Origin of the sequence: Pseudomonas oligotrophica, from assembly GCF_021726475.1 — a bacterium.
Classification (GTDB): domain Bacteria; phylum Pseudomonadota; class Gammaproteobacteria; order Pseudomonadales; family Pseudomonadaceae; genus Stutzerimonas; species Stutzerimonas oligotrophica.
Genome location: NZ_JAKJRU010000001.1, coordinates 705,896 through 727,149 on the forward strand (window position 1 = coordinate 705,896; position 21,254 = coordinate 727,149).

The window sequence follows — 21,254 nt, forward strand, 5'->3', positions numbered from 1 at the left end:
CAAAACCGGATGGTCACAAACGGACGCTTCGGCCTAATGGCGTGTTTGGTTAGACTCCGGAAACCGACGGCCACCCGGCCCATCATCACTGCGAGGACCCTACAATGGCTGACTACCGTGCCCCGCTGCGCGACATGCGTTTCCTGCTCAACGAAGTCTTCGAGGCGCCCAAGCTCTGGCAGAGCCTGCCGGCCCTTGCCGAGGTCGTGGACGCCGAGACCGCCGAGGCCATCCTCGAGGAGGCCGGCAAGATCACTGCCGGCACCATCGCCCCGCTCAACCGCAGCGGTGACGAGGAAGGTTGCCACTGGGACGATGGCCAGGTGCGGACGCCGGCCGGCTACCGGGAGGCCTATCGCCTCTATGCCGAAGGCGGCTGGGTGGGCGTCGGCGGCGACCCGGCCTATGGCGGCATGGGCATGCCGAAGGTCATCTCCGCGCAGGTCGAGGAGATGATGAACTCGGCCAGCCTGGCATTCGGCCTCTACCCGATGCTGACCTCCGGCGCCTGCCTGTCGATCCATGCGCACGCCAGCGAGGAACTGAAGCAGAAGTACCTGCCGAACCTGTATTCCGGCGTCTGGGCTGGCTCGATGTGCCTCACCGAACCGCACGCCGGCACCGACCTGGGCATGATCCGCACCCGCGCCGAGCCGCAGGCCGATGGTTCCTACAAGGTCAGCGGCACCAAGATATTCATCACCGGCGGCGAGCACGACCTCACCGAGAACATTATCCACCTGGTGCTGGCCAAGCTGCCGGACGCGCCGGCCGGCTCGCGCGGCATCTCGCTGTTCCTGGTGCCCAAGGTTCTGGTCGCCGACGACGGCTCGCTGGGCGAGCGCAACGCGCTGTCCTGCGGTTCGATCGAGCACAAGATGGGCATCCAGGCCTCGGCCACCTGCGTGATGAACTTCGACGGCGCCACCGGCTGGATGGTCGGCGAACCGAACAAGGGCCTGGCGGCGATGTTCACCATGATGAACTACGAGCGCCTGGGCGTCGGCATCCAGGGCCTGTCGACCGGCGAGCGTTCCTACCAGAGCGCCATCGAGTACGCCCGCGAGCGCATCCAGAGTCGCGCGCCGACCGGGCCGGTGGCACAGGACAAGGCGGCCGACCCGATCATCGTGCATCCGGACGTGCGTCGCATGCTGCTGACCATGAAGGCGCTGAACGAGGGGGGGCGGGCCTTCTCCAGCTATGTCGCGTTGCAGCTGGACATCGCCAAGTTCAGCGACGACGCCCAGGCCCGCCAGCGCGCCGATGCCCAGGTCGCCCTGCTGACCCCGGTGGCCAAGGCCTTCCTCACCGACATGGGCCTGGAGACGACCATCCACGGCCAGCAGGTGTTCGGCGGCCACGGCTTCATCCGCGAATGGGGCCAGGAGCAACTGGTGCGCGACTGCCGCATCACGCAGATCTACGAGGGCACCAACGGCATCCAGGCGCTCGACCTGCTCGGCCGCAAGGTAGTAGGCAGCGGCGGCGAGCTGTACCGCCCGTTCGCCGACGAGGTGCGCGCCTTCATCGCCGCGGCCGGCCCCGAGCTGGCCGAGTTCAGCGTGCCGCTGGAAGCCGCCCTGCAGAACCTCGACGAGCTGACCGGCTGGGTGCTCGACCGTGCCCAGCGCTCGCCGAACGAGATCGGCGCAGCCTCCGTCGAGTACCTGCACGTGTTCGGCTACACGGCCTATGCCTTCATGTGGGCGATGATGGGCAAGGCTGCGCTGGGCCGCGAAGACGATGCCTTCTATCGCAGCAAGCTGGGCACGGCGCGCTTCTACTTCGCGCGCCTCCTGCCGCGTATCCACTCGCTTTCGGCGAGCGTGCGGGCCGGTAGCGAGGCGCTCTACCTGCTGGATGCGGCGGACTTCTGAGGCTTAATCTGAAGGCACGCTGAAATTATTTGGCCATGTGGTGGAACAATTTCGCCATCAGCCAAGTCATAGACTGAGTGCATGTAAGCCATGGCCTACAGGCTTCGCCAGGGATGGCGATCTGTAAGTTATGGCTTACATGGCACAGGGCAAGATCGCTAATGCCGCCTTACCGGTGACAACGCTAGTCTTGCCCCACAACAGGACGTGGCGCAGGGACACGCGCAGATCACAACAAGGAAACCCCAGGGAAAGGCGCCATGGAGGCGCGGATCACGGATGTCGGAATTCAGTCTGCAAAGGCCCCGCTCACGCGGGGTTTTCTTTTTGTGCCAGGGGTTAAGCCGTTAGCCCGGCCCAGCCGGCGTGGCATGGCCCGATCAGGCCAGGCAGACGCCGGTCCCGCCGAGGCCGCAATAGCCGCCGGGATTCTTCGCCAGGTACTGCTGGTGATAGGCCTCGGCATAGTAGAAGGCCGGCGCTTCGGCGATTTCCGTGGTGATGCTAGCCAGCCCTGCCTGCGTGAGCCGTTGCTGGAAGCGCTCCCGGCTGTCCTGTGCCTGGTCCAGTTGCCCGGCGTCATGGCAGTAGATGGCCGAGCGATACTGGCTGCCGGCGTCGTTGCCCTGGCGCATGCCCTGGGTCGGGTTGTGGGATTCCCAGAACACCTTGAGCAGCCGTTCATAGTCGATCTGCCGCGGGTCGAACACCACCAGCACTGCTTCGGTATGCCCGGTCAGCCCCGAGCAGACTTCCTCGTAGGTCGGGTTGGGCGTAAGGCCGCCGGCGTAGCCCACCGCCGTGGTCCAGACACCGGGCAATTCCCAGAAGCGCCGCTCGGCACCCCAGAAGCAGCCCATGGCGAACAGCGCCCGCGCCAGGCCGGCCGGAAACGGTGGCGTCAACGGGTTGCCGCTGACCGCGTGGGCTGCCGGCACCGGCATCGGCGTGGAGCGCCCGGGGAGCGCCTGCTCGGGCGTCGGCAGGGCCTGGCGATGGACGAGAATCTGCGAGCGCAATGTCATGTTCAGGGCCTCGCGGCAAGGACGGATGCCCCAGGCTACCGAAGCCGTGCCGCCGGGGAAAGCCGCGTGCGGACCGCCGGCTGCCTCAAAGCCAGTGCGGGTAGCGACGCAGGTGTTCGGCAAGCAGCCGGCCGGCGATCGGCCGGTCGAACAGATAGCCCTGGCCGATATCGCAGCGCTGGCGCCGCAGGAAGTGCAGCTGGGCAGCTGTCTCGACACCTTCGGCGACCACCTTCAGGCGTAGGTTGTGGGCCATGGCGATCACCGCCGAGGTGATTTCCATGTCGTCCTGGTTGGCAGGAATATCCTTGATGAAGCTGCGGTCGATCTTGATCACATCGATCGGGAACTTCTTCAGGTAGCTCAGCGAGGAATAGCCGGTGCCAAAGTCGTCCATGGCCAGGGTCAGGCCCAGGGCCTTCAGGCCGACCAGTTGCTGGCGGGTCTCGCCGGTGGCGGCCAGCAGCAGGCCCTCGGTCAGCTCGAGTTCGAGCTGGGCGGCCGGCAGTTTCTCCTCGCGCAGGATGCTGGCGATGGAGGCGACCAGGTCTGGGTCGGAGAACTGCTTGGGCGAGAGGTTGATGGCGATCTGCGGCGCGCCGCAGCCGCTGGCCGCCAGCGCGACGCCCATGCGACAGGCCTCGCGCACCACCCACTTGCCGATCGGGACGATCAGGCCGGTCTCTTCGGCCACGCTGATGAACTGGTCCGGGCGGATCATGCCCTTTTCCGGGTGGTTCCAGCGCAGCAGCGCCTCCAGGCCCTGCAGGCGGCCGCTGCGCAGGCACAGCTTGGGCTGGTAGAAGACTTCCAGTTCGTTCTGGTTCAGTGCGCGGCGCAGGTTGTTCTCGACGAACAGCTTGTAGTTGGCCTCGGCATGCAGGGCCTCGGTGAAGACCTGGACCTGGTTCTTGCCATTGGCCTTGGCCTTGTGCAGCGCCTGGCCGGCGTGCTTCATCAGGGTTTCCGGGTCGCGGCCGTGCAGCGGCGCGCAGGCCAGCCCCACGGAGGCGCTGACGCTGATCAGCTGCTTGTCGACGAACAGCGGGCGGTCGAGGGTATGCAGCACCTGGTCGGCGAGCCGCAGGCCGTCTTCCAGGTTCTGGTCGTCGAGCAGGATGGCGAATTCGTTGCTGGCGAAGCGGGCGAGCACCGCGCCGCTGCCCAGGTTGTTGCGCAGCCGGCGCGCCAGGCTGGCGAGCAGCTTGTCGCCGGTCTGGTGCCCGAGGCTGTCGTTGATGCGCTTGAAGTTGTCGATGTCCACCAGCAGCAGGCACAGCACCGGCTCATGGCTGCCGGCGAAGCGCTCCTCCAGGCTGCGGATGAAGAACGGCCGGTTGCTGAGGCTGGTCAGGTTGTCGGTATAGGCCAGGCGCTCGATGTGCTGCTGGGCGAGCTTGTTCGGCGTGACGTCTTCGTAGATGCCAATGTAGTGGGTCAGCTCGCCGTCGTCGCCGAACACCTTGGAGATCGACAGCTGCCCCCAGTAGGCCTCGAGGTTCTTGCGGCGGCTGCGGAATTCGCCCTGCCAGCTGTTGCCCTGGCTGAGCGTCGAGGCGCTGTCGGACAAGAGCTCGCCGAGGTTTTCCATCGCCGACAGCTCGGTCAGGCGCCGGCCGCAGACTTCCTCGGCGGCGAACTGGGTGATGTCGGTGAAGCTGGGGTTGACGTATTCCACCCGACCCTCGCGGTTGACCAGCACGACTGCGCTGGCGCTCTGCTCGATTGCCCGCAGGAACAGCTGCAGCCGCTGCATGGCGCCGATCCGCTGCTGGTTGGCCAGGACCTGGGCATACTGGTCGGCCAGCTCGCCGGCGAAGGCGATCTCGTCGGCCAGCCAGCTGCGCGGCGCGCCGCTGTGCTGCAGGCAGAGCACGCCGGTCACCTCGCCGCCGACGCGGATGGTCGCATGGAGCACCGAGCGGATCGCGTGCGGCGCGAAGAATACCCGGTTCAGCTCGGCCAGGCGTGGGTCGAGGCCGACATCCTCCGCCTCGAGGGTGCGGCTGTTGTGCAGCGACTCCAGGTAGCGTGGGCAGGTCGCCAGGTCGAAGCGGGACGGGTAGTCGAAACTGTCATCGGCGCGGACGAAGGAGGCCACGGCGGTGGCCTGCTTGCCGTCGATCTGCCAGATCGCCGCCCGCGCCACGTCGAACGCCTCGGCCGCTGCCTGGGTGATCAGCTGTGCCGCTTCGACCTGGGGGTTGGCCGAGCTGTAGCGGTGGCGGGCCAGGCGGACGATGAGTGCCTGCTGGGCGCGTGCGCGCAGCAGCAGGTCGAGCTGGCTGCCGAGCGGTAGTTCGGGGTCGAGCGCCAGGTTGCGCTCGGCCGCGGCCGGGCGGGTCGGATCCGCCTGCGGGCCGGCGAGCAGGTAGCCTGCCAGGAGCTCGCGCCCGTAGCGCTGGCAGGTTTCACCGACCTCGGTCACCTCCAGCAGGCCGCTCGGGCAGTGCAGGCGATAGCTGACCCGGTAGTGATTGCCGCTGACCAGTTGCTGCTGGATCTGCTCGTGCAGCTGGTGGCGGACCGAGGGCTCCATCAGGCTGGCAAAGGGCGACTCGGTCAGCGAGCAGAGTTCACTGGCCGCCACCCCGAGGTAGCTGTCACAGGCCGGGTCGAGGTAGAGCAGGGCCCAGCTGGCTTCGTTGATCCGCTCGAAACGCAGCAGGCCCAGGCGCGAAGGCACTGGAAACTGCGTCACAACCTCGGTCGCCAGGCGGCTGGCGGCATCGGTATGTATTTTCATCGAGCGGTTCGCTTCCGTATGCTCACCGGGACTGGCCGCAGAGGCCTTGGCTTCGAGCAATAGCTAATTGATATCAAACTGGGGCAAGGGTGCATTATGCGACAGGGACTGACAAGTCGGCTCGGCAGGTTATTCATCGCATCGATCGCCAGTTCTGTGATGCTGTGCGCCTCGGCCGCAGAGCCCCCGCAGTTGAGCTCCGACGAGTCCGCGCGCTACCTCGCCGAACTGCGCCAGCTCTACCTCACCAACAGTGATCGCCAGGCCCTGCTGGCGCATGGCAACAGCCTGCTGGAGACCTACGCGCTGCGGGCCGGCTACCAGGTCGGGCGGGGCGATGCGCGGGACTACCTCTACCGCCTCGAGCTAGGCGAGGCCGGTGAGCTGCGCATTCGCGAGGAGGTCCGCGGACCGGGTGCGGCGGTCGCGGTACGCCACCGCAGCCTGGCGGTCTACGGCCTCGATCCCTACCTGCAGTACCGCTGCCCGGACCAGCAGTTGGCCTGCAGCATCGACAGCCCGCTGGACGGCGAGCCGCTGGTGCGCATCCTGCGCGATCCCAAAGGCGCGCAGGAGCTGGCCAAGGCGCTGTCCTTCCTCATCCGCAACCTGCAGAAGGGCTGAGCCCGGCGCCTTGGCGCAGCGGAGCCCCTGAACGCAAAGACCCGCCAGTTGGCGGGTCTTTGCGTTTACCGCAGGCTGCCGTCAGAGCAGCAGCGTGCGGATGTCGGCCAGCAGTTCGGACAGGCCCTTGGTGAAGCGCGCCGCCGCGGCTCCGTTGATCACGCGGTGATCGTAGGACAGCGACAGCGGCAGCATTAGGCGCGGCTGGAAGGCCTTGCCGTCCCACACCGGCTGCATGGTGGCCTTGCTGACACCGAGGATCGCCACCTCCGGCGCATTGACGATCGGCGTGAAGCCGGTGCCGCCGATGTGGCCGAGGCTGGAGATGGTAAAGCAGGCACCCTGCATGGCGTCCGGCGACAGCTTCTTGCTGCGCGCCTTCTCGGCCAGCTCGGCGGCCTCGCCGGCCAGCTGCAGCAGGCTCTTCTTGTCCACGTCGCGGATGACCGGGACCATCAGGCCGTCCGGCGTGTCCACGGCGAAGCCGATGTGCACGTACTTCTTGCGGATCAGCGCCTTGCCGCTGGGGGCCAGGGAGCTGTTGAAGTCCGGCAGCTCCTGCAGCAGATGCGCACAGGCCTTGAGCAGCAGCGGCAGCACGGTGAGCTTGACGCCGGCCTTCTCGGCCACCGCCTTCTGTGCCACGCGGAAGGCCTCCAGCTCGGTGATGTCGGCCGATTCGAACTGGGTCACGTGAGGCACGTTCAGCCAGCTGCGATGCAGGTTGGCGGCGCCGATCTGCATCAGTCGCGACATCGCGACTTCCTCGACTTCGCCGAACTTGCTGAAGTCCACCGCGGGGATCGGCGGGATGCCGGCCCCGCCGCTGGCGGCGGCCGCCTGCGGGCCCTGCTGCAGCATGCCCTTGACGTACTGCTGCACGTCTTCCTTGAGGATGCGCCCCTTCGGGCCGCTGCCGGTGACCGCCGACAGCTCGACGCCGAACTCGCGGGCCAGCTGGCGCACGGCCGGGCCGGCATGCACCTTGGCGCCGGCGCGGCTCGGTGCGGCGGCCGGCTGGGCAACGGCGCTCGGCTGGGCTGCGGCCGGCTTGGCGCTCGGCTGTGCGGGCTGGGCCGGTGCGGCGGCTGGGGCCGGTGCAGCGGGCTTCTCGGCCGGTGCCGGTGCGCTGCCCTGGACCTTGAGGGTCAGGATCGCATCGCCGGTACCGACTTCGTCGTTGAGCTTGACGGTCAGGCTTTCCACCACGCCGGCGGCCGGCGAGGGGATCTCCATGCTGGCCTTGTCCGACTCCAGGGTGATCAGCGACTGGTCGGCCTCGACGCGGTCGCCGGCCTGTACCAGCACCTCGATGACCTTCGCCTTGCCGGCCGAACCGATGTCCGGGACGCGGATTTCCTGGACCTGCTCGGCAGCGCCCGGCGCGGCGGCCGGTGCAGGCTGCTCGGCGGGCTGTTCGGCCGGGGCCGCAGGCTGCGCCTCGGCGGCCGGGGTTGCTTCGGCTTGCGGCTCGGCCGCTGCGCCACCCTCGCTTTCCAGCTCGAGCAGCTCGTCGCCTTCCTTGAGCTTGTCGCCGAGCTTGACCTTCAGGCTCTTGACCACGCCGGCCTTGGGCGCCGGGATTTCCATGCTCGCCTTGTCCGACTCCAGGGTCAGGATGCTCTGGTCGGCCTCGATGCGGTCGCCGACCTTGACGAACAGCTCGATGACTTCACCCTCACCACTGCCGATGTCGGGTACGCGAATCAACTCACTCATTTGTTCGCTCCTCAGCAGTCCAGCGGGTTGGTCTTTTCAGGGTCGATGCCGAACTTGGCGATGGCATCGGCCAGCACCTTGGCTTCCATCTCGCCGCGGGCGACGAGTTGCTCCAGGGCAGCCAGCACGACCCAGTTGCGGTCGACTTCGAAGAAATGGCGCAGCTTCTTGCGGCTGTCGCTGCGGCCGAAGCCGTCGGTGCCCAGCACGCGGTACTCGCGGCTCGGGACCCACTGGCGGATCTGGTCGGCGAACAGCTTCATGTAGTCGGTCGAGGCCACCACCGGGCCCTTGCGGCCGCCCAGGCACTGCTCGACGTAGGACTGGCGCGGCTTCTCGTGCGGGTGCAGGAGGTTCCAGCGGTCCACCGCCAGGCCGTCGCGACGCAGTTCGTTGAAGCTCGGCACGCTCCAGACATCGGCGGCGACGCCGTAGTCCTCGCGCAGGATCTTCGCCGCCTCGCGCACTTCACGCAGGATGGTGCCCGAGCCGAGCAGCTGGACGTGATGCGCGGCGTCCTTCTTGTCTTCCTCGAGCAGGTACATGCCCTTGATGATGCCTTCTTCCACGCCCTGCGGCATCGCCGGCTGCTGGTAGGCCTCGTTCATCACGGTGATGTAGTAGAAGATGCTTTGCTGCTCCTCGGTCATCTGCCGGATGCCTTCACGAATGATCACCGCCAGCTCGTAGCCGTAGGTGGGGTCATAGGTGCGGCAGTTGGGGATGGTCGCGGCGAGCAGGTGGCTGTGGCCGTCCTCGTGCTGCAGGCCTTCGCCATTGAGCGTGGTGCGCCCGGCGGTGCCGCCGATGAGGAAGCCGCGCGCGCGGCTGTCGCCGGCCGCCCAGGCCAGGTCGCCGATGCGCTGGAAGCCGAACATCGAATAGAACACGTAGAACGGCAGCATCGGCTGGTTGTGGTTGCTGTAGGCGGTCGCCGCGGCAATCCAGCTGGACATGGCGCCGGCCTCGTTGATGCCTTCCTCGAGGATCTGGCCCTTCTTGTCCTCGCGGTAGAACATCACCTGGTCCTTGTCCACCGGCTGGTACAGCTGGCCGACCGAGGAGTAGATGCCGAGCTGGCGGAACATGCCTTCCATGCCGAAGGTGCGCGCCTCGTCCGGAATGATCGGCACGATGCGCGAACCCAGGTCCTTGTCCTTGACCAGCTGCGCCAGGACGCGGACGAAGGCCATGGTGGTGGAGATTTCGCGGTCGCCGGAGCCGTCGAGGATCGCCTTGAGCGTTTCCAGCGGCGGCGTCGGGATGCTGAAGCTCTTGGCGCGGCGCTGCGGCATGAAGCCACCGAGCTTCTCGCGGCTCTTGAGCAAGTACTTCATCTCCGGGCTGTCGGGCTCGGGCTTGTAGAACGGCAGCGCCTCGAGCTTGTCGTCGGAAATCGGGATGCCGAAGCTGTCGCGGAAGGCCTTGAGGCTTTCCAGGTCGACCTTCTTCACGTTGTGGGTGATGTTCTGCGCCTGGCCGGAGCCGGTGCCGTAGCCCTTGATGGTCTTGGCCAGGATCACGGTCGGCTGGCCCTGGTGGTTGACCGCGTTGTGATAGGCCGCATAGACCTTGAACGGGTCATGGCCGCCACGGTTGAGCTTCCAGATTTCCTCGTCGGAAAGGTCCTTGACCATTTCCTTGAGTTCCGGCGTGGCGAAGAAGTGCTCGCGTACGAAGGCGCCGTTGTTCGCCTTGTAGTTCTGGTAGTCGCCGTCGACCACCTCGTCCATCCGGCGCTGCATGGCGCCGTTGTCGTCCTTGGCGAACAGCGGGTCCCACAGGCGACCCCAGATGACCTTGATCACGTTCCAGTTGGCGCCGCGGAAGTTGCCTTCCAGTTCCTGGATGATCTTGCCGTTGCCGCGCACCGGGCCGTCCAGGCGCTGCAGGTTGCAGTTGACCACGAAGATCAGGTTGTCGAGCTTTTCTCGGCCGGCCAGGGCGATGGCGCCGAGCGATTCCGGCTCGTCGGTCTCGCCGTCGCCAAGGAAGCACCAGACCTTCTGCTTGCCCGCCGGGATGAAGCCGCGGTGCTCCAGGTACTTCATGAAGCGTGCCTGGTAGATCGCCTGGATCGGACCCAGGCCCATGGACACCGTGGGGAACTGCCAGAACTCCGGCATCAGCCAGGGGTGCGGGTAGGAGGACAGGCCGTTGCCGTCCACTTCCTGGCGGAAGTTGTTCAGCTGCTCCTCGCTGATGCGGCCCTCGAGGAAGGCACGCGCATAGACGCCCGGCGAGGCGTGGCCCTGGAAGTACACCAGGTCGCCGCCATGTTCTTCGGTCGGCGCCTTGAAGAAGTAGTTGAAGCCGATGTCGTAGAGCGTCGCGCTGGAGGCGAAGGTGGAGATGTGGCCACCCAGGTCCGGGTCCTGCTTGTTCGCGCGCATGACCATGGCCAGGGCGTTCCAGCGGACCAGCGAGCGGATGCGTCGCTCCATGAACAGGTCGCCCGGCATGCGGGCCTCGTGGGCGACCGGAATGGTGTTGCGGTATGGCGTGGTGATCGCGTAGGGCAGCTGGGTGCCGCTGCGGCTGGCCAGTTCGCCCATCCGGGTCATCAGATAGTGAGCACGTTGTTCACCCTCGTGGTCGAGGACGGACTCAAGGGCGTCCAGCCATTCCTGGGTTTCGACGGGATCGAGATCTTGCATGGCTTGCTCCATGGCGGAAAGGCTTCCAGAATCGGTTGCCTGCTTCGCATCACGCTTTTTGAGCGGTTGCGTTTCATGTTCTTGGATGCTTGCCCGGGGGTAGAGCCAGGCGCCTGTAGTTTTACTACAAAACCTCGCCCGTGTTCAGCCCCTCCGGGGATTCTTTAGTAGCGAAACTACATTCGCGGCGGCATCCGCTGGCCTGCCTCCGGTGCTTGCGAGGCGCTAGGCCGCGCGATTGACCACGATTCGACCGGAGAAAGGAAGTGACCCGATGAGCCTGCCCTCGCTGATTGCCGTTCCTGCCGCGCTCCAGTCCTTTGTCAGTCGTGCCGAGGAGTCGTTCCTCGCCGCGGCCGGGGGGCTCGAGGCCGGGCTCGCGCAGGTGCTGCAAGGCTGGCCGCAGGCCCGCCGCGAGGCCTTCGCCAGGGTATGCGCCGCCAGCGATTTCGCCAGCCAACAGGTTAGTCGAGATCCGGCGATGTTGCTGCAGCTGGGCGAGGCCGGGCTGCTCGAGCGCGCGCTCGGCCGGGACGAGATGCGCGCCCTGCTCGAGGCGGAGCTCGCCGGCTGCGACAGCGAGGACGCGCTGGCGGTGGCGCTGCGGCGTTTCCGCAACCGCCACCAGCTGCGCATCATCTGGCGCGACCTCAATCGCCTGGCCGACCTGGCCGAGACCTGCCGCGACCTCTCGGCGATGGCCGATGCCTGCATCGACCTGGCCTATCGCTGGCTCTACGAGCGCCACTGCCAGCAGTTCGGCGTGCCCACCGGCGCGCGCTCCGGCGAGCCGCAGCACATGGTCATCCTCGGCATGGGCAAGCTCGGCGCCTGCGAGCTGAACCTGTCCTCGGACATCGACCTGATCTTCGGCTACCCGGAAGGCGGCGAGACGGTCGGCGCCAAGCGCTCGCTGGACAACCAGGAATTCTTCGTGCGCCTGGGGCAGAAGCTGATCAAGGCGCTGGACGCCATCACCGTGGAGGGCTTCGTCTTTCGCGTCGACATGCGCCTGCGCCCGTACGGCTCATCCGGCGCGCTGGTGCTCAGCTTCAACGCGTTGGAGCAGTACTACCAGGACCAGGGTCGCGACTGGGAACGCTACGCGATGATCAAGGCGCGGGTGGTCGGCGGCGACCAGCAGGCCGGGCGCGAGCTGCTGGAGATGCTGCGGCCGTTCGTCTACCGCCGCTACCTGGACTTTTCCGCGATCGAAGCGCTGCGCAGCATGAAGCAGCTGATCCAGCAGGAGGTGCGGCGCAAGGGCATGGCGGCGAACATCAAGCTCGGCGCCGGCGGCATCCGCGAGGTGGAGTTCATCGCCCAGGCCTTCCAGCTGATCCACGGCGGGCGCGACCTCAGCCTGCAGGAGCGCTCGCTGCTCAAGGTGCTGGCCACGCTGGCCGGGCAGGGCTACCTGCCGGCCGCGGCGGTGGACGAGCTGCGCGAGGGCTACTGCTTCCTGCGCTACGTCGAGCATGCGCTGCAGGCGATCGCCGACCGGCAGACGCAGATGCTGCCGGACAACCAGACCGACTGCGACCGCCTGGCCTTCATGCTCGGCTTCGCGCACTGGGATGCCTTCCACGAGCGCCTGCTGCACTGGCGCGGGCGCATCGACTGGCATTTCCGCCAGGTCATCGCCGATCCCAACGAGGACGACGAGGCCGAGGGCGAAGTGCTCGCGGTCGACGAATGGCTGCCGCTCTGGCAGCAGGAGTGGGACGAGGAATACGCCTGCCGGCAGCTCGGCGAGGCGGGCTTCCGTGACGGCGCGCTGGCCTGCCAGCGCCTGGTCGCGCTGCGCAACGGCAGCCAGGTGCGCACCATGCAGCGGCTCGGGCGCGAGCGCCTCGATGCCTTCATCCCGCGGCTGCTGGCGCAGGCGGTCGAGCAGGGCGACCCGGACCTGGTGCTCGAGCGGGTCCTGCCGCTGGTCGAGGCGGTGGCGCGGCGCTCGGCCTACCTGGTGCTGCTGACGGAAAATCCCGGTGCGCTGCAGCGCCTGCTCGAGCTCTGCGCCGCGAGCCCATGGGTCGCCGAGCAGATCACCCGGTTCCCCCTGCTGCTCGACGAACTGCTCAACGCCGGGCGTCTCTACAACCCGCCGCAGGCCCCCGAGCTGGTGGCCGAGCTGCGCGAGCGGCTGATGCGCATCCCGGAGGACGACCTGGAGCAGCAGATGGAGGCGCTGCGCCACTTCAAGCTGGCGCACCGCCTGCGCGTGGCAGCCTCGGAGATCGCCGGCACGCTGCCGCTGATGAAGGTCAGCGACTACCTGACCTGGCTGGCCGAGGCGATCCTCAACGAGGTACTGACCCTGGCCTGGCGCCACATGGTGGCGCGCCATGGGCAGCCGCGGCGCAGCGACGGCTCGCCCTGCGACCCGGCGTTCGTCATCGTCGGCTACGGCAAGGTCGGCGGCATCGAGCTTGGCCACGGCTCGGATCTGGACCTGGTGTTCATTCACGATGGCGACCCCATCGCCGAGACCGATGGCGCCAAGCCCATCGACGGCGCGCAGTTCTACACCCGGCTGGGCCAGCGCATCATCCACCTGCTGACCACCCAGACCACCTCCGGCCAGCTCTACGAGGTGGACATGCGCCTGCGCCCGTCCGGCGCCTCGGGGCTGCTGGTCAGCTCGCTCGGCGCCTTCGAGCGCTACCAGCAGCAGGAGGCCTGGACCTGGGAGCACCAGGCGCTGGTCCGCGCCCGCGTGCTGGTCGGCTGCGAGCGCCTGCGCGGCGACTTCGAGCGGGTGCGGGCGGCAGTCCTCGGGCGCCCGCGCGAACTCCAGGTGTTGCGTCGCGAGGTCAGTGAGATGCGCGCGAAGATGCGCGACAGCCTGGGCACCCAGGCGACCCACGGCGGCACGGGTGAATCCGCGTTCGAGGCCGCGGCCGAGTTCAATCTCAAGCAGGACGCCGGTGGTATCGTCGATATCGAATTTATGGTGCAATACGCGGCTTTGGCGTGGTCGCATGAGCATCCCGAGCTGCTGCGCTACACCGATAACATCCGCATTCTCGATGGGCTGGAGCAGGCCGGGTTGATGACCGGCGATGAGGTCCGGCTGCTGCAGGACGCCTACAAGGCCTACCGTGCGGCGGCGCACCGACAGTCACTGCAGAAGCTGCCCGGAGTGGTGAGTGGGGATCAATTCCACGGCGAGCGCCGCACCGTCCTGCGCATCTGGCGCGAACTGGGGCTCGGCTGACCCTCGCCGGGCAACCTGCAAGTTTCGAATTCTGAAGGAGTTGGCAACCATGTCCATGGCCGATCGTGATGGCGTGATCTGGTACGACGGCGAGCTGGTGCAGTGGCGCGATGCGACCACCCACGTGCTCACCCACACCCTGCACTACGGCATGGGCGTGTTCGAGGGCGTGCGGGCCTACAACACGCCGGCCGGCACCGCGATCTTCCGCCTGCAGGCGCACACCGACCGCCTGTTCGACTCCGCGCACATCATGAACATGAAGATCCCGTACAGCCGTGACGAGATCAACGAGGCAACCCGCGCCGCGGTCCGCGAGAACAACCTGGAAAGCGCCTACATCCGCCCGATGGTGTTCTACGGAAGCGAAGGCATGGGCCTGCGCGCCAGCGGCCTGCAGGTGCACGTGATCGTCGCCGCCTGGCACTGGGGCGCCTACATGGGCGACGAGGCGCTGGAGCTGGGCATCAAGGTGCGCACCAGCTCCTTCACCCGCCATCACGTCAACATCACCATGACCCGCGCCAAGTCCAACGGTGCCTACATCAACTCGATGCTGGCCCTGCAGGAAGCGATTTCCGGCGGCGCCGACGAGGCGCTGATGCTGGATCCGGAAGGCTACGTGGCCGAGGGTTCCGGCGAGAACATCTTCATCATCAAGGATGGCGTGATCTACACCCCGGAAGTCACCGCCTGCCTGAACGGCATCACCCGCGGCACCGTGCTGACCCTGGCTGCCGAGCACGGCCTGAAGGTGGTCGAGAAGCGCATCACCCGCGACGAGGTGTACATCGCCGACGAAGCCTTCTTCACCGGTACCGCCGCCGAAGTCACGCCGATCCGCGAGGTCGACGGCCGGCAGATCGGCGCCGGCCGCCGCGGGCCGGTCACCGAGACGCTGCAGAAGGCCTACTTCGACCTGGTCAGCGGCAAGACCGACGCCCATGCCGAATGGCGCACGCTGGTCAAGTAAGCCGCGAGCCGCAGGCTGCGGGCTGCAAGCGGTCCTCCGATCGTTTCCGGCTTGCCGCCTGAGGCTTGCAGCTTGAAGCTGCCCTTATGAATATCCTGATTGTGGGGCCCAGCTGGGTCGGCGACATGGTGATGGCGCAGACGCTGTTCATCTGCCTCAAGCGCCAGCATCCGCAGTGCAACATCGATGTCCTGGCGCCCGAGTGGAGCCGGCCGATCCTCGAGCGCATGCCCGAGGTGCGCCAGGCGCTGAGCTTCCCGGTCGGCCATGGCGTGCTCGACCTGGCGACCCGCCGGCGAGTGGCCCAGGGCCTGCGCGGCCAGTACCAGCAGGCGATCCTGCTGCCCAACTCGCTGAAGTCGGCGCTGGTGCCGTTTTTCGCCGGTATCCCCCGGCGCACCGGCTGGAAGGGCGAGATGCGCTACGGCCTGCTCAACGACCTGCGCAAGCTGGACAAGGCCCGCTACCCGCTGATGATCGAGCGCTTCATGGCGCTGGCCTTCGAGCCCGGTGCGAGCCTGCCGCAACCCTATCCGCACCCGCAGTTGCGCATCGAGGCGTCGAGCCGTGACCAGGCGCTGGCGCGCTTTGGCCTGGCGCTCGATCGTCCGGTGCTGGCGCTGTGCCCGGGGGCCGAGTTCGGCGAGTCCAAGCGCTGGCCGGCCGCGCACTTCGCGGCAGTGGCCGAGCGCAAGATCCGCGAAGGCTGGCAGGTCTGGCTGTTCGGCTCGAAGAACGACCACCCGGTGGGCGAGGAAATCCTCCAGCGGCTGATCCCCGGCCTGCGCGAGGAGGCGAGCAACCTGGCCGGCGAGACCTCGCTGGCCGAGGCGATCGACCTGCTGTCCTGCGCCGACGCCGTGGTCTCCAACGATTCCGGGCTGATGCACGTTTCCGCCGCGCTGCAACGGCCGCTGGTAGCGGTCTATGGCTCGACCTCGCCGGCGTTCACGCCGCCGCTGTCCGAGCGGGTCGAGGTGGTGCGGCTGGGGCTCGAGTGCAGCCCCTGTTTCGACCGTACCTGCCGCTTCGGCCACAACAACTGCATGCGCGAGCTGATGCCCGAGCAGGTGGTCGAGGCACTCGAGCGCCTCGTACCGCAGCCGGTCGAGGTGCGCTGAGTGCGGGTGCTGCTGATCAAGACGTCCTCGCTCGGCGATGTCATCCACACCCTGCCGGCGCTCACCGATGCGCAGCGGGCGCTGCCCGGCATCCAGTTCGACTGGGTGGTCGAGGAAGGCTTCGCCGAGATCCCGGCCTGGCATCCGGCGGTGGCCCAGGTGATCCCGGTGGCGATCCGCCGCTGGCGCAAGCACCCGCTGCAGACCTGGCGCTCCGGCGAGTTCCGGCGCTTCAAGGCGCGCTTGCGCGAAACCCGTTACGACCTGGTGATCGACGCCCAGGGCCTGCTCAAGAGCGCCTGGCTGACCCGCTACGTCAAGGCGCCGGTGGCTGGCCTGGACCGTGACTCGGCGCGCGAGCTGCTGGCCGCGCGCTTCTACGACCGCGCCTACGCGGTGGCGCGCGAGCAGCATGCGCTGGAGCGCGTGCGCCAGCTGTTCGCCCAGGCGCTCGGTTATGCGCTGCCGGCCGGCCGCGGCGACTACGGCCTGGACCGCTCGCGCCTGGCGATCCCCAGCGAAGAGCCCTACCTGCTGTTCCTGCACGGCACCACCTGGCCGAGCAAGCACTGGCCGGAAGCCAGCTGGCGCGAGCTGGCCGAGCGCATGAGCGCCTTCGGCTGGGCGATCCGCCTGCCGTGGGGCAATGCCGAGGAGAAGGCCCGCGCCGAGCGCATCGCCAGCGGCCTGCCGCAGGTAGCGGTGCTGCCGAAGCTGAACCTGGCTGGCGTGGCCGGGGTGATCGCCGGCGCGCGCGCCTGCGTCGCGGTGGACACCGGGCTCGGCCACCTGGCCGCGGCGCTGGATGTGCCCTGCATCTCGCTCTACGGGCCGACGCTGCCGGGCCGCGTCGGCGCCTACGGGCGCGCGCAGGTCCACCTCTGCGCCAGCGGACCGAATGCCGGGCGCGGCGATCGCCACAAGCCCTGCTTCGACGACCTGCACGCCGAGCGCGTGGTCACCGAACTCAAAGCGCTGCTGCGGGCAGCGGAGCCTGTCTGATGCAACTGGCCTTCATCCTCTACAAGTACTTCCCGTTCGGCGGGCTGCAGCGCGACTTCATGCGCATCGCCCTGGAATGCCAGCGCCGCGGCCATGCCATCCGTGTCTACACCATGATCTGGGAAGGCGAGGTGCCGGCCGGCTTCGAAGTGCTGGTCGCCCCGGTCCGCGCGCTGTTCAACCACACCCGCAACGAGCGCTTCAGCGCCTGGCTCGAGCGCGACCTGGCGGCGCGCCCGGTCGATCGCGTGGTGGGCTTCAACAAGATGCCGGGGCTGGACGTCTACTACGCCGCCGACCCCTGTTTCGAGGACAAGGCGCAGACCCTGCGCAACCCGATCTACCGGCGCTGGGGCCGTTACCGGCACTTCGCCGAGTACGAGCGGGCGGTGTTCGCGCCCGAGGCGAAGACCGAGATCCTGATGATCTCCGAGGTGCAGCAGCCGCTGTTCGTCAAGCACTACGGCACCCCGGCCGAGCGCTTCCACCTGTTGCCGCCGGGCATCGCCCAGGATCGTCGCGCGCCGGCGAATGCCGCCGAGGTGCGCGATGAGTTCCGCCAGGAGTTCGGCCTGGGCGAGGACGACCTGCTGCTGGTGCAGATCGGTTCGGGATTCAAGACCAAGGGCGTCGATCGCAGCCTGAGGGCCGTGGCGGCGCTGCCGCGCGAACTGAACAAGCGCACCCGGCTGTTCGTCATCGGCCAGGACGATCCCAGGCCGTTCCAGCTGCAGGCCAAGGCGCTGGGCATCTCCGGCCAGGTCGAGTTCCTCAAGGGGCGCAGCGACGTGCCGCGCTTCCTGCTCGGTGCCGACCTGCTGATCCACCCGGCCTACAACGAGAACACCGGCACGGTGCTGCTCGAGGCGCTGGTCGCCGGGCTGCCGGTGCTGGTCACCGATGTCTGCGGCTATGCGCACTACATCGCCGAGGCCGATTGCGGTCGCGTGGTGCCGAGCCCCTTCGAGCAGGCGGCGCTGGATCGCATGCTCGCCGAGATGCTCGCCGATCCGGCGCAGCGCGCGGCCTGGAGCCGCAACGGCCTGGCCTTCGCCGACATGGCGGACCTCTACTCTATGCCGCAGCGGGCCGCCGATGTGATTCTCGGGGAGAAGGCATGAGCCGGATTCGACATTCGCTGCGTAGGGTGGGCAACGGCACAGCCTGGTCCTCTAGCGGCCCCGCACTGCAGCGCCGGGGTGTGCCATGCAACTGATCCTCGCCGAGCCGTTCAAGCGCCTGTGGGCCGGCCGCGACGCCTTCGCCGAAGTGGAGAGGCTGCAGGGCGAGGTCTATCGCGAACTGGAAGGGCGGCGCACGCTGCGCACCGAGGTCGATGGCCGCGGCTACTTCGTCAAGATCCATCGCGGCATCGGCTGGCGCGAGATCGCCAAGAACCTGCTCACGGCCAAGGTGCCGGTGCTAGGCGCCGGCCAGGAGTGGCGCGCCATCGAGCGGCTACGGCAGGCCGGGGTGGCGACCATGACCGCGGTGGCCTATGGCGAGCGCGGGGCGAATCCGGCGGCCCAGCACTCGTTCATCATCACCGAGGAGCTGGCGCCCACCATCAGCCTCGAGGACTACAGCCGCGACTGGCGCGAGGTACCGCCGGCGCCGGCGCTCAAGCGCGCGCTGCTGCGTCGTGTCGCCGAGATGGTCGGCGCCATGCATCGCGCCGGGGTCAACCACCGCGACTGCTATATCTGCCACTTCCTGCTGCACACCGATCGCCTGCCGACGCCCGGGGACTTCCGCCTCTCGGTGATCGACCTGCACCGCGCACAGACCCGCACGCGTACACCGCGCCGCTGGCGCGACAAGGACCTGGCGGCGCTGTACTTTTCCGCGCTCGACATCGGCCTGACCCGCCGCGACAAGCTGCGCTTCCTGCGAGCCTACTTCCAGCGGCCGCTACGTCAGGTGCTGCGCGACGAAGCGCGGCTGCTCGACTGGATGGAGCGCAAGGCCGAGCGCCTGCGCGCCCGCTACGCGCGCAAGTACGCACCCGGGGCCGGCGCATGAGCGGCTGGTGCATCGCCCCCGGCACCGAGCGTACGGCGGCCCTGGCCCTGGCCGATCTGGACGCGGTATTCGTCCTGCAGGGCGAGCTGATCGCCCAGGACCCGCTGTCGGAAGTGATCCGCGTCGAGCTGGGCGGCCTGCGCTACTACGTCAAGCGCTACTGGGGCGCCGGCAAGGGGCTGCGGCGCTACCTCGGTCGCCCGCGGGTGAAGGCGGAGTGGCAGAACCTGCGTCATTTCGAACGCTGGGGCATCCCGGTCGCGCCGCTGGTGGCCTGGGGTCTGGAGCGCCGTGCCGGGCGCTTCGTGCGCGGGGCGCTGATCACCCTTGAAGTGCCGAACACCCAGGACCTGGCAGCGCTGGCGCTGCAGGCCGACCCGCGCCTGGCCGATCGCGGCTGGCTCGACCGCGTCAGCCGGCAGGTCGCCGACGCAACCCGAATCCTGCACGCGCACCGCTTCGCCCACAACGACCTCAAGTGGCGCAACCTGCTGGTCAACGACGCTGGCGAGCTGTACCTGATCGATTGCCCGTCGGGTGACTTCTGGTGGGGGCCGTTCCTGCAGCGGCGGATCGTCAAGGACCTGGCCTGCCTGGACAAGGTGGCCAAGTACCAGCTGAGTCGCACCCAGCGGCTGCGCTTCTACCTGCAATACCGCCAGCGGCCCCGACTGATCGCCTCCGACCGCGGCTTCATTGCGCAGGTGCTTCGCTATTTCGAGGGGCGCGAATGATTGGTTTCCCCTCGGCGGCCGAGCGGGTGATGCTCGGTAAACCGGTGTCGTCCTGCGAACTGGCGCACCGCCGGCAACGCAAGGCCGGCCGCGCATGAAACTGGCAGACCTGGTCGCTGCGGGCCGATCGCCGGCGCTGCCGCTGGTGCTCGCGTTGCCGGATGGCGAGCTGAGCGTGAACCGATGGCTGCGCGTGCTGCCCGGGCAGCGCTACGTCGGCCGGGCGCGCTGGCAGGGGCGTGACGTGCTGGCCAAGCTGCTGGTCGGCACACGTGTCGAGCGGCACTTCCAGCGTGAGTTGCAGGGCGCGCGGCTGCTGGCCGAGCAGGGCCTGGCAACGCCTGCGCTGCTGGCCCACGGACAGGTGGCGGGGCAGGGCGGCTGGCTGCTGTTCGACTTTCTCGCCGACAGCGAAAGCCTGGAAGATGCCTGGCTGCGGGTAGAGCGCGAGCCGCTGCTGTCGACGGCGCAGCGGGCGGTACTCGGCGAAGCGCTGGGCGCGGTCGCACGGCTGCATCGCCAGGGGTTGTGGCAGAGCGATCTGCATCTGGGCAACCTGTTGCGGTACCAGGGCGGGCTGTATCTGATCGACGGCGCTGGTGTGCAGGCCCGGCAACCGGGGCAGCCGTTGGATCGCGCGCGCGTCGTGGAAAACCTGGCGCTGTTCTTCGCCCAGCTGCCTCCCGGGCTGGACCCGCATATCGAGGAACTGCTGGCATCCTACCTCGAGGTCAATGCGCTGCACGCGCTGTCACTGGAGGCGCTGCTGGCGGAAGTCGCACGCATACGCCAGCGGCGCTGGCGCGACTACCGCAGCAAGCTCGGACGCGATTGCTCGCTGTTCAGTGTGAGCCGCAGCGCCATGCAGCTGCGCGTCGTGCGGCGCGACGCCGAGCCGCTGCTGGCGCCCTTGCTGGCCGCGCCGGATGCGGCCATCGAGGCCGGTCGCTCCCTCAAGCAGGGCGGCAGCGCGACGGTCGCCTGCGTCGAATGCTCCGGCCGCCCGCTGGTCGTCAAACGCTACAACATCAAGGGCCTGGCGCACTGGCTCAAGCGCTGCTGGCGCCCGAGCCGCGCCTGGCACAGCTGGATCGAAGGCAATCGCCTGGAATTCCTCGGCATCGCCACGCCGCGGCCGTTGGCGGTGCTGGAGCAGCGCTGGCTGGGCCTGCGCCGGCGCAGCTACCTGATCACCGAGTTCAGTGCCGGCGAGGACCTGCTCACGCGCCTGCAACCCTATGTCGCAGGGTCGCCCCCCGAGGCCGAGGTGCTTGCGCTGGTGCGCCTGTTCGAAGCGATGCGTCGCGAGCGCATCAGCCATGGCGACCTGAAGGGGACGAACCTGTTCTGGGATGATGGCCGCTGGGCGCTGATCGACCTCGATGCGCTGCAGCATCACCGCAGCGCGGCTCGCTTCGCCCGGGCCTTCGCCCGCGATCGGGCGCGCCTGCTGCGCAACTGGCCCGCCGATTCGCCGCTGCATCGCCTGCTCGACGAGCGCCTGCCCAGGCCGTGACTGCCGTCGGAGCAT

At 68.1% G+C, this 21,254-nt stretch carries 14 protein-coding genes; 10 read left to right on the plus strand and 4 right to left on the minus strand.

The annotated features are described in order from the left end of the window. Positions 1-104: 104 nt before the first annotated feature. Positions 105-1,880, plus strand: a complete 1,776-nt coding sequence (locus L3N39_RS03225) for an acyl-CoA dehydrogenase C-terminal domain-containing protein (RefSeq protein ID WP_237255754.1) — start codon at positions 105-107, stop codon at positions 1,878-1,880. Positions 1,881-2,260: 380 nt separating this feature from the next. Here L3N39_RS03225 and msrA read toward each other — a convergent pair whose 3' ends face one another. Together msrA and L3N39_RS03235 are read right to left on the minus strand one after the other, a co-directional pair. After that, positions 2,261-2,905: a peptide-methionine (S)-S-oxide reductase MsrA gene (msrA, locus tag L3N39_RS03230; RefSeq protein WP_237255755.1), complete on the minus strand. Its 645-nt coding sequence runs from the start codon at positions 2,903-2,905 to the stop codon at positions 2,261-2,263. A gap of 85 nt (positions 2,906-2,990) precedes the next feature. Then, positions 2,991-5,651, minus strand: a complete 2,661-nt coding sequence (locus tag L3N39_RS03235; RefSeq protein ID WP_237255756.1) for a putative bifunctional diguanylate cyclase/phosphodiesterase — start codon at positions 5,649-5,651, stop codon at positions 2,991-2,993. 135 nt (positions 5,652-5,786) lie between these two features. On the opposite strand from L3N39_RS03235, the gene L3N39_RS03240 reads away from it, so the two are divergent. Beyond that, complete coding sequence (locus L3N39_RS03240) at positions 5,787-6,275, plus strand: hypothetical protein (protein WP_431977994.1); 489 nt, start codon at positions 5,787-5,789, stop codon at positions 6,273-6,275. Between the two features lie 81 nt (positions 6,276-6,356). Here the strand turns inward: L3N39_RS03240 and aceF are convergent, their stop codons facing one another. Beyond that, positions 6,357-7,994: a dihydrolipoyllysine-residue acetyltransferase gene (gene aceF / locus L3N39_RS03245; protein ID WP_237255757.1), complete on the minus strand. Its 1,638-nt coding sequence runs from the start codon at positions 7,992-7,994 to the stop codon at positions 6,357-6,359. A gap of 11 nt (positions 7,995-8,005) precedes the next feature. Continuing rightward, positions 8,006-10,651 (minus strand): pyruvate dehydrogenase (acetyl-transferring), homodimeric type, encoded by a 2,646-nt coding sequence (aceE, locus tag L3N39_RS03250; protein WP_237255758.1) that lies wholly within the window; start codon positions 10,649-10,651, stop codon positions 8,006-8,008. A gap of 274 nt (positions 10,652-10,925) precedes the next feature. On the opposite strand from aceE, the gene glnE reads away from it, so the two are divergent. The 8 genes from glnE (at position 10,926) to L3N39_RS03290 (ending at position 21,239) form a co-directional block, all read left to right on the plus strand. Further along, complete coding sequence (gene glnE, locus L3N39_RS03255; protein WP_237255759.1) at positions 10,926-13,871, plus strand: bifunctional [glutamate--ammonia ligase]-adenylyl-L-tyrosine phosphorylase/[glutamate--ammonia-ligase] adenylyltransferase; 2,946 nt, start codon at positions 10,926-10,928, stop codon at positions 13,869-13,871. 49 nt (positions 13,872-13,920) lie between these two features. Then, on the plus strand, positions 13,921-14,844 hold the full coding sequence (gene ilvE / locus L3N39_RS03260) for a branched-chain-amino-acid transaminase (RefSeq protein WP_237255760.1): 924 nt from the start codon (positions 13,921-13,923) through the stop codon (positions 14,842-14,844). Between the two features lie 86 nt (positions 14,845-14,930). Further along, on the plus strand, positions 14,931-15,965 hold the full coding sequence (gene waaF / locus L3N39_RS03265; RefSeq protein ID WP_237255761.1) for a lipopolysaccharide heptosyltransferase II: 1,035 nt from the start codon (positions 14,931-14,933) through the stop codon (positions 15,963-15,965). Next, positions 15,966-16,967: a lipopolysaccharide heptosyltransferase I gene (gene waaC / locus L3N39_RS03270; protein WP_237255762.1), complete on the plus strand. Its 1,002-nt coding sequence runs from the start codon at positions 15,966-15,968 to the stop codon at positions 16,965-16,967. It begins immediately after the preceding gene. Continuing rightward, complete coding sequence (locus tag L3N39_RS03275; protein WP_237255763.1) at positions 16,967-18,088, plus strand: glycosyltransferase family 4 protein; 1,122 nt, start codon at positions 16,967-16,969, stop codon at positions 18,086-18,088. Before waaC ends, L3N39_RS03275 begins: the two co-directional genes overlap by 1 nt. A gap of 85 nt (positions 18,089-18,173) precedes the next feature. Further along, on the plus strand, positions 18,174-18,989 hold the full coding sequence (gene rfaP, locus L3N39_RS03280; RefSeq protein WP_237255764.1) for a lipopolysaccharide core heptose(I) kinase RfaP: 816 nt from the start codon (positions 18,174-18,176) through the stop codon (positions 18,987-18,989). Then, complete coding sequence (locus L3N39_RS03285) at positions 18,986-19,723, plus strand: lipopolysaccharide kinase InaA family protein (protein WP_237255765.1); 738 nt, start codon at positions 18,986-18,988, stop codon at positions 19,721-19,723. The genes rfaP and L3N39_RS03285 overlap by 4 nt, the downstream gene beginning before the upstream one ends. Before the next feature lie 94 nt (positions 19,724-19,817). Continuing rightward, a complete protein-coding gene (locus tag L3N39_RS03290; RefSeq protein WP_237255766.1) occupies positions 19,818-21,239 on the plus strand; it encodes a lipopolysaccharide kinase InaA family protein in 1,422 nt (473 codons plus the stop codon). Positions 21,240-21,254: the final 15 nt, after the last annotated feature.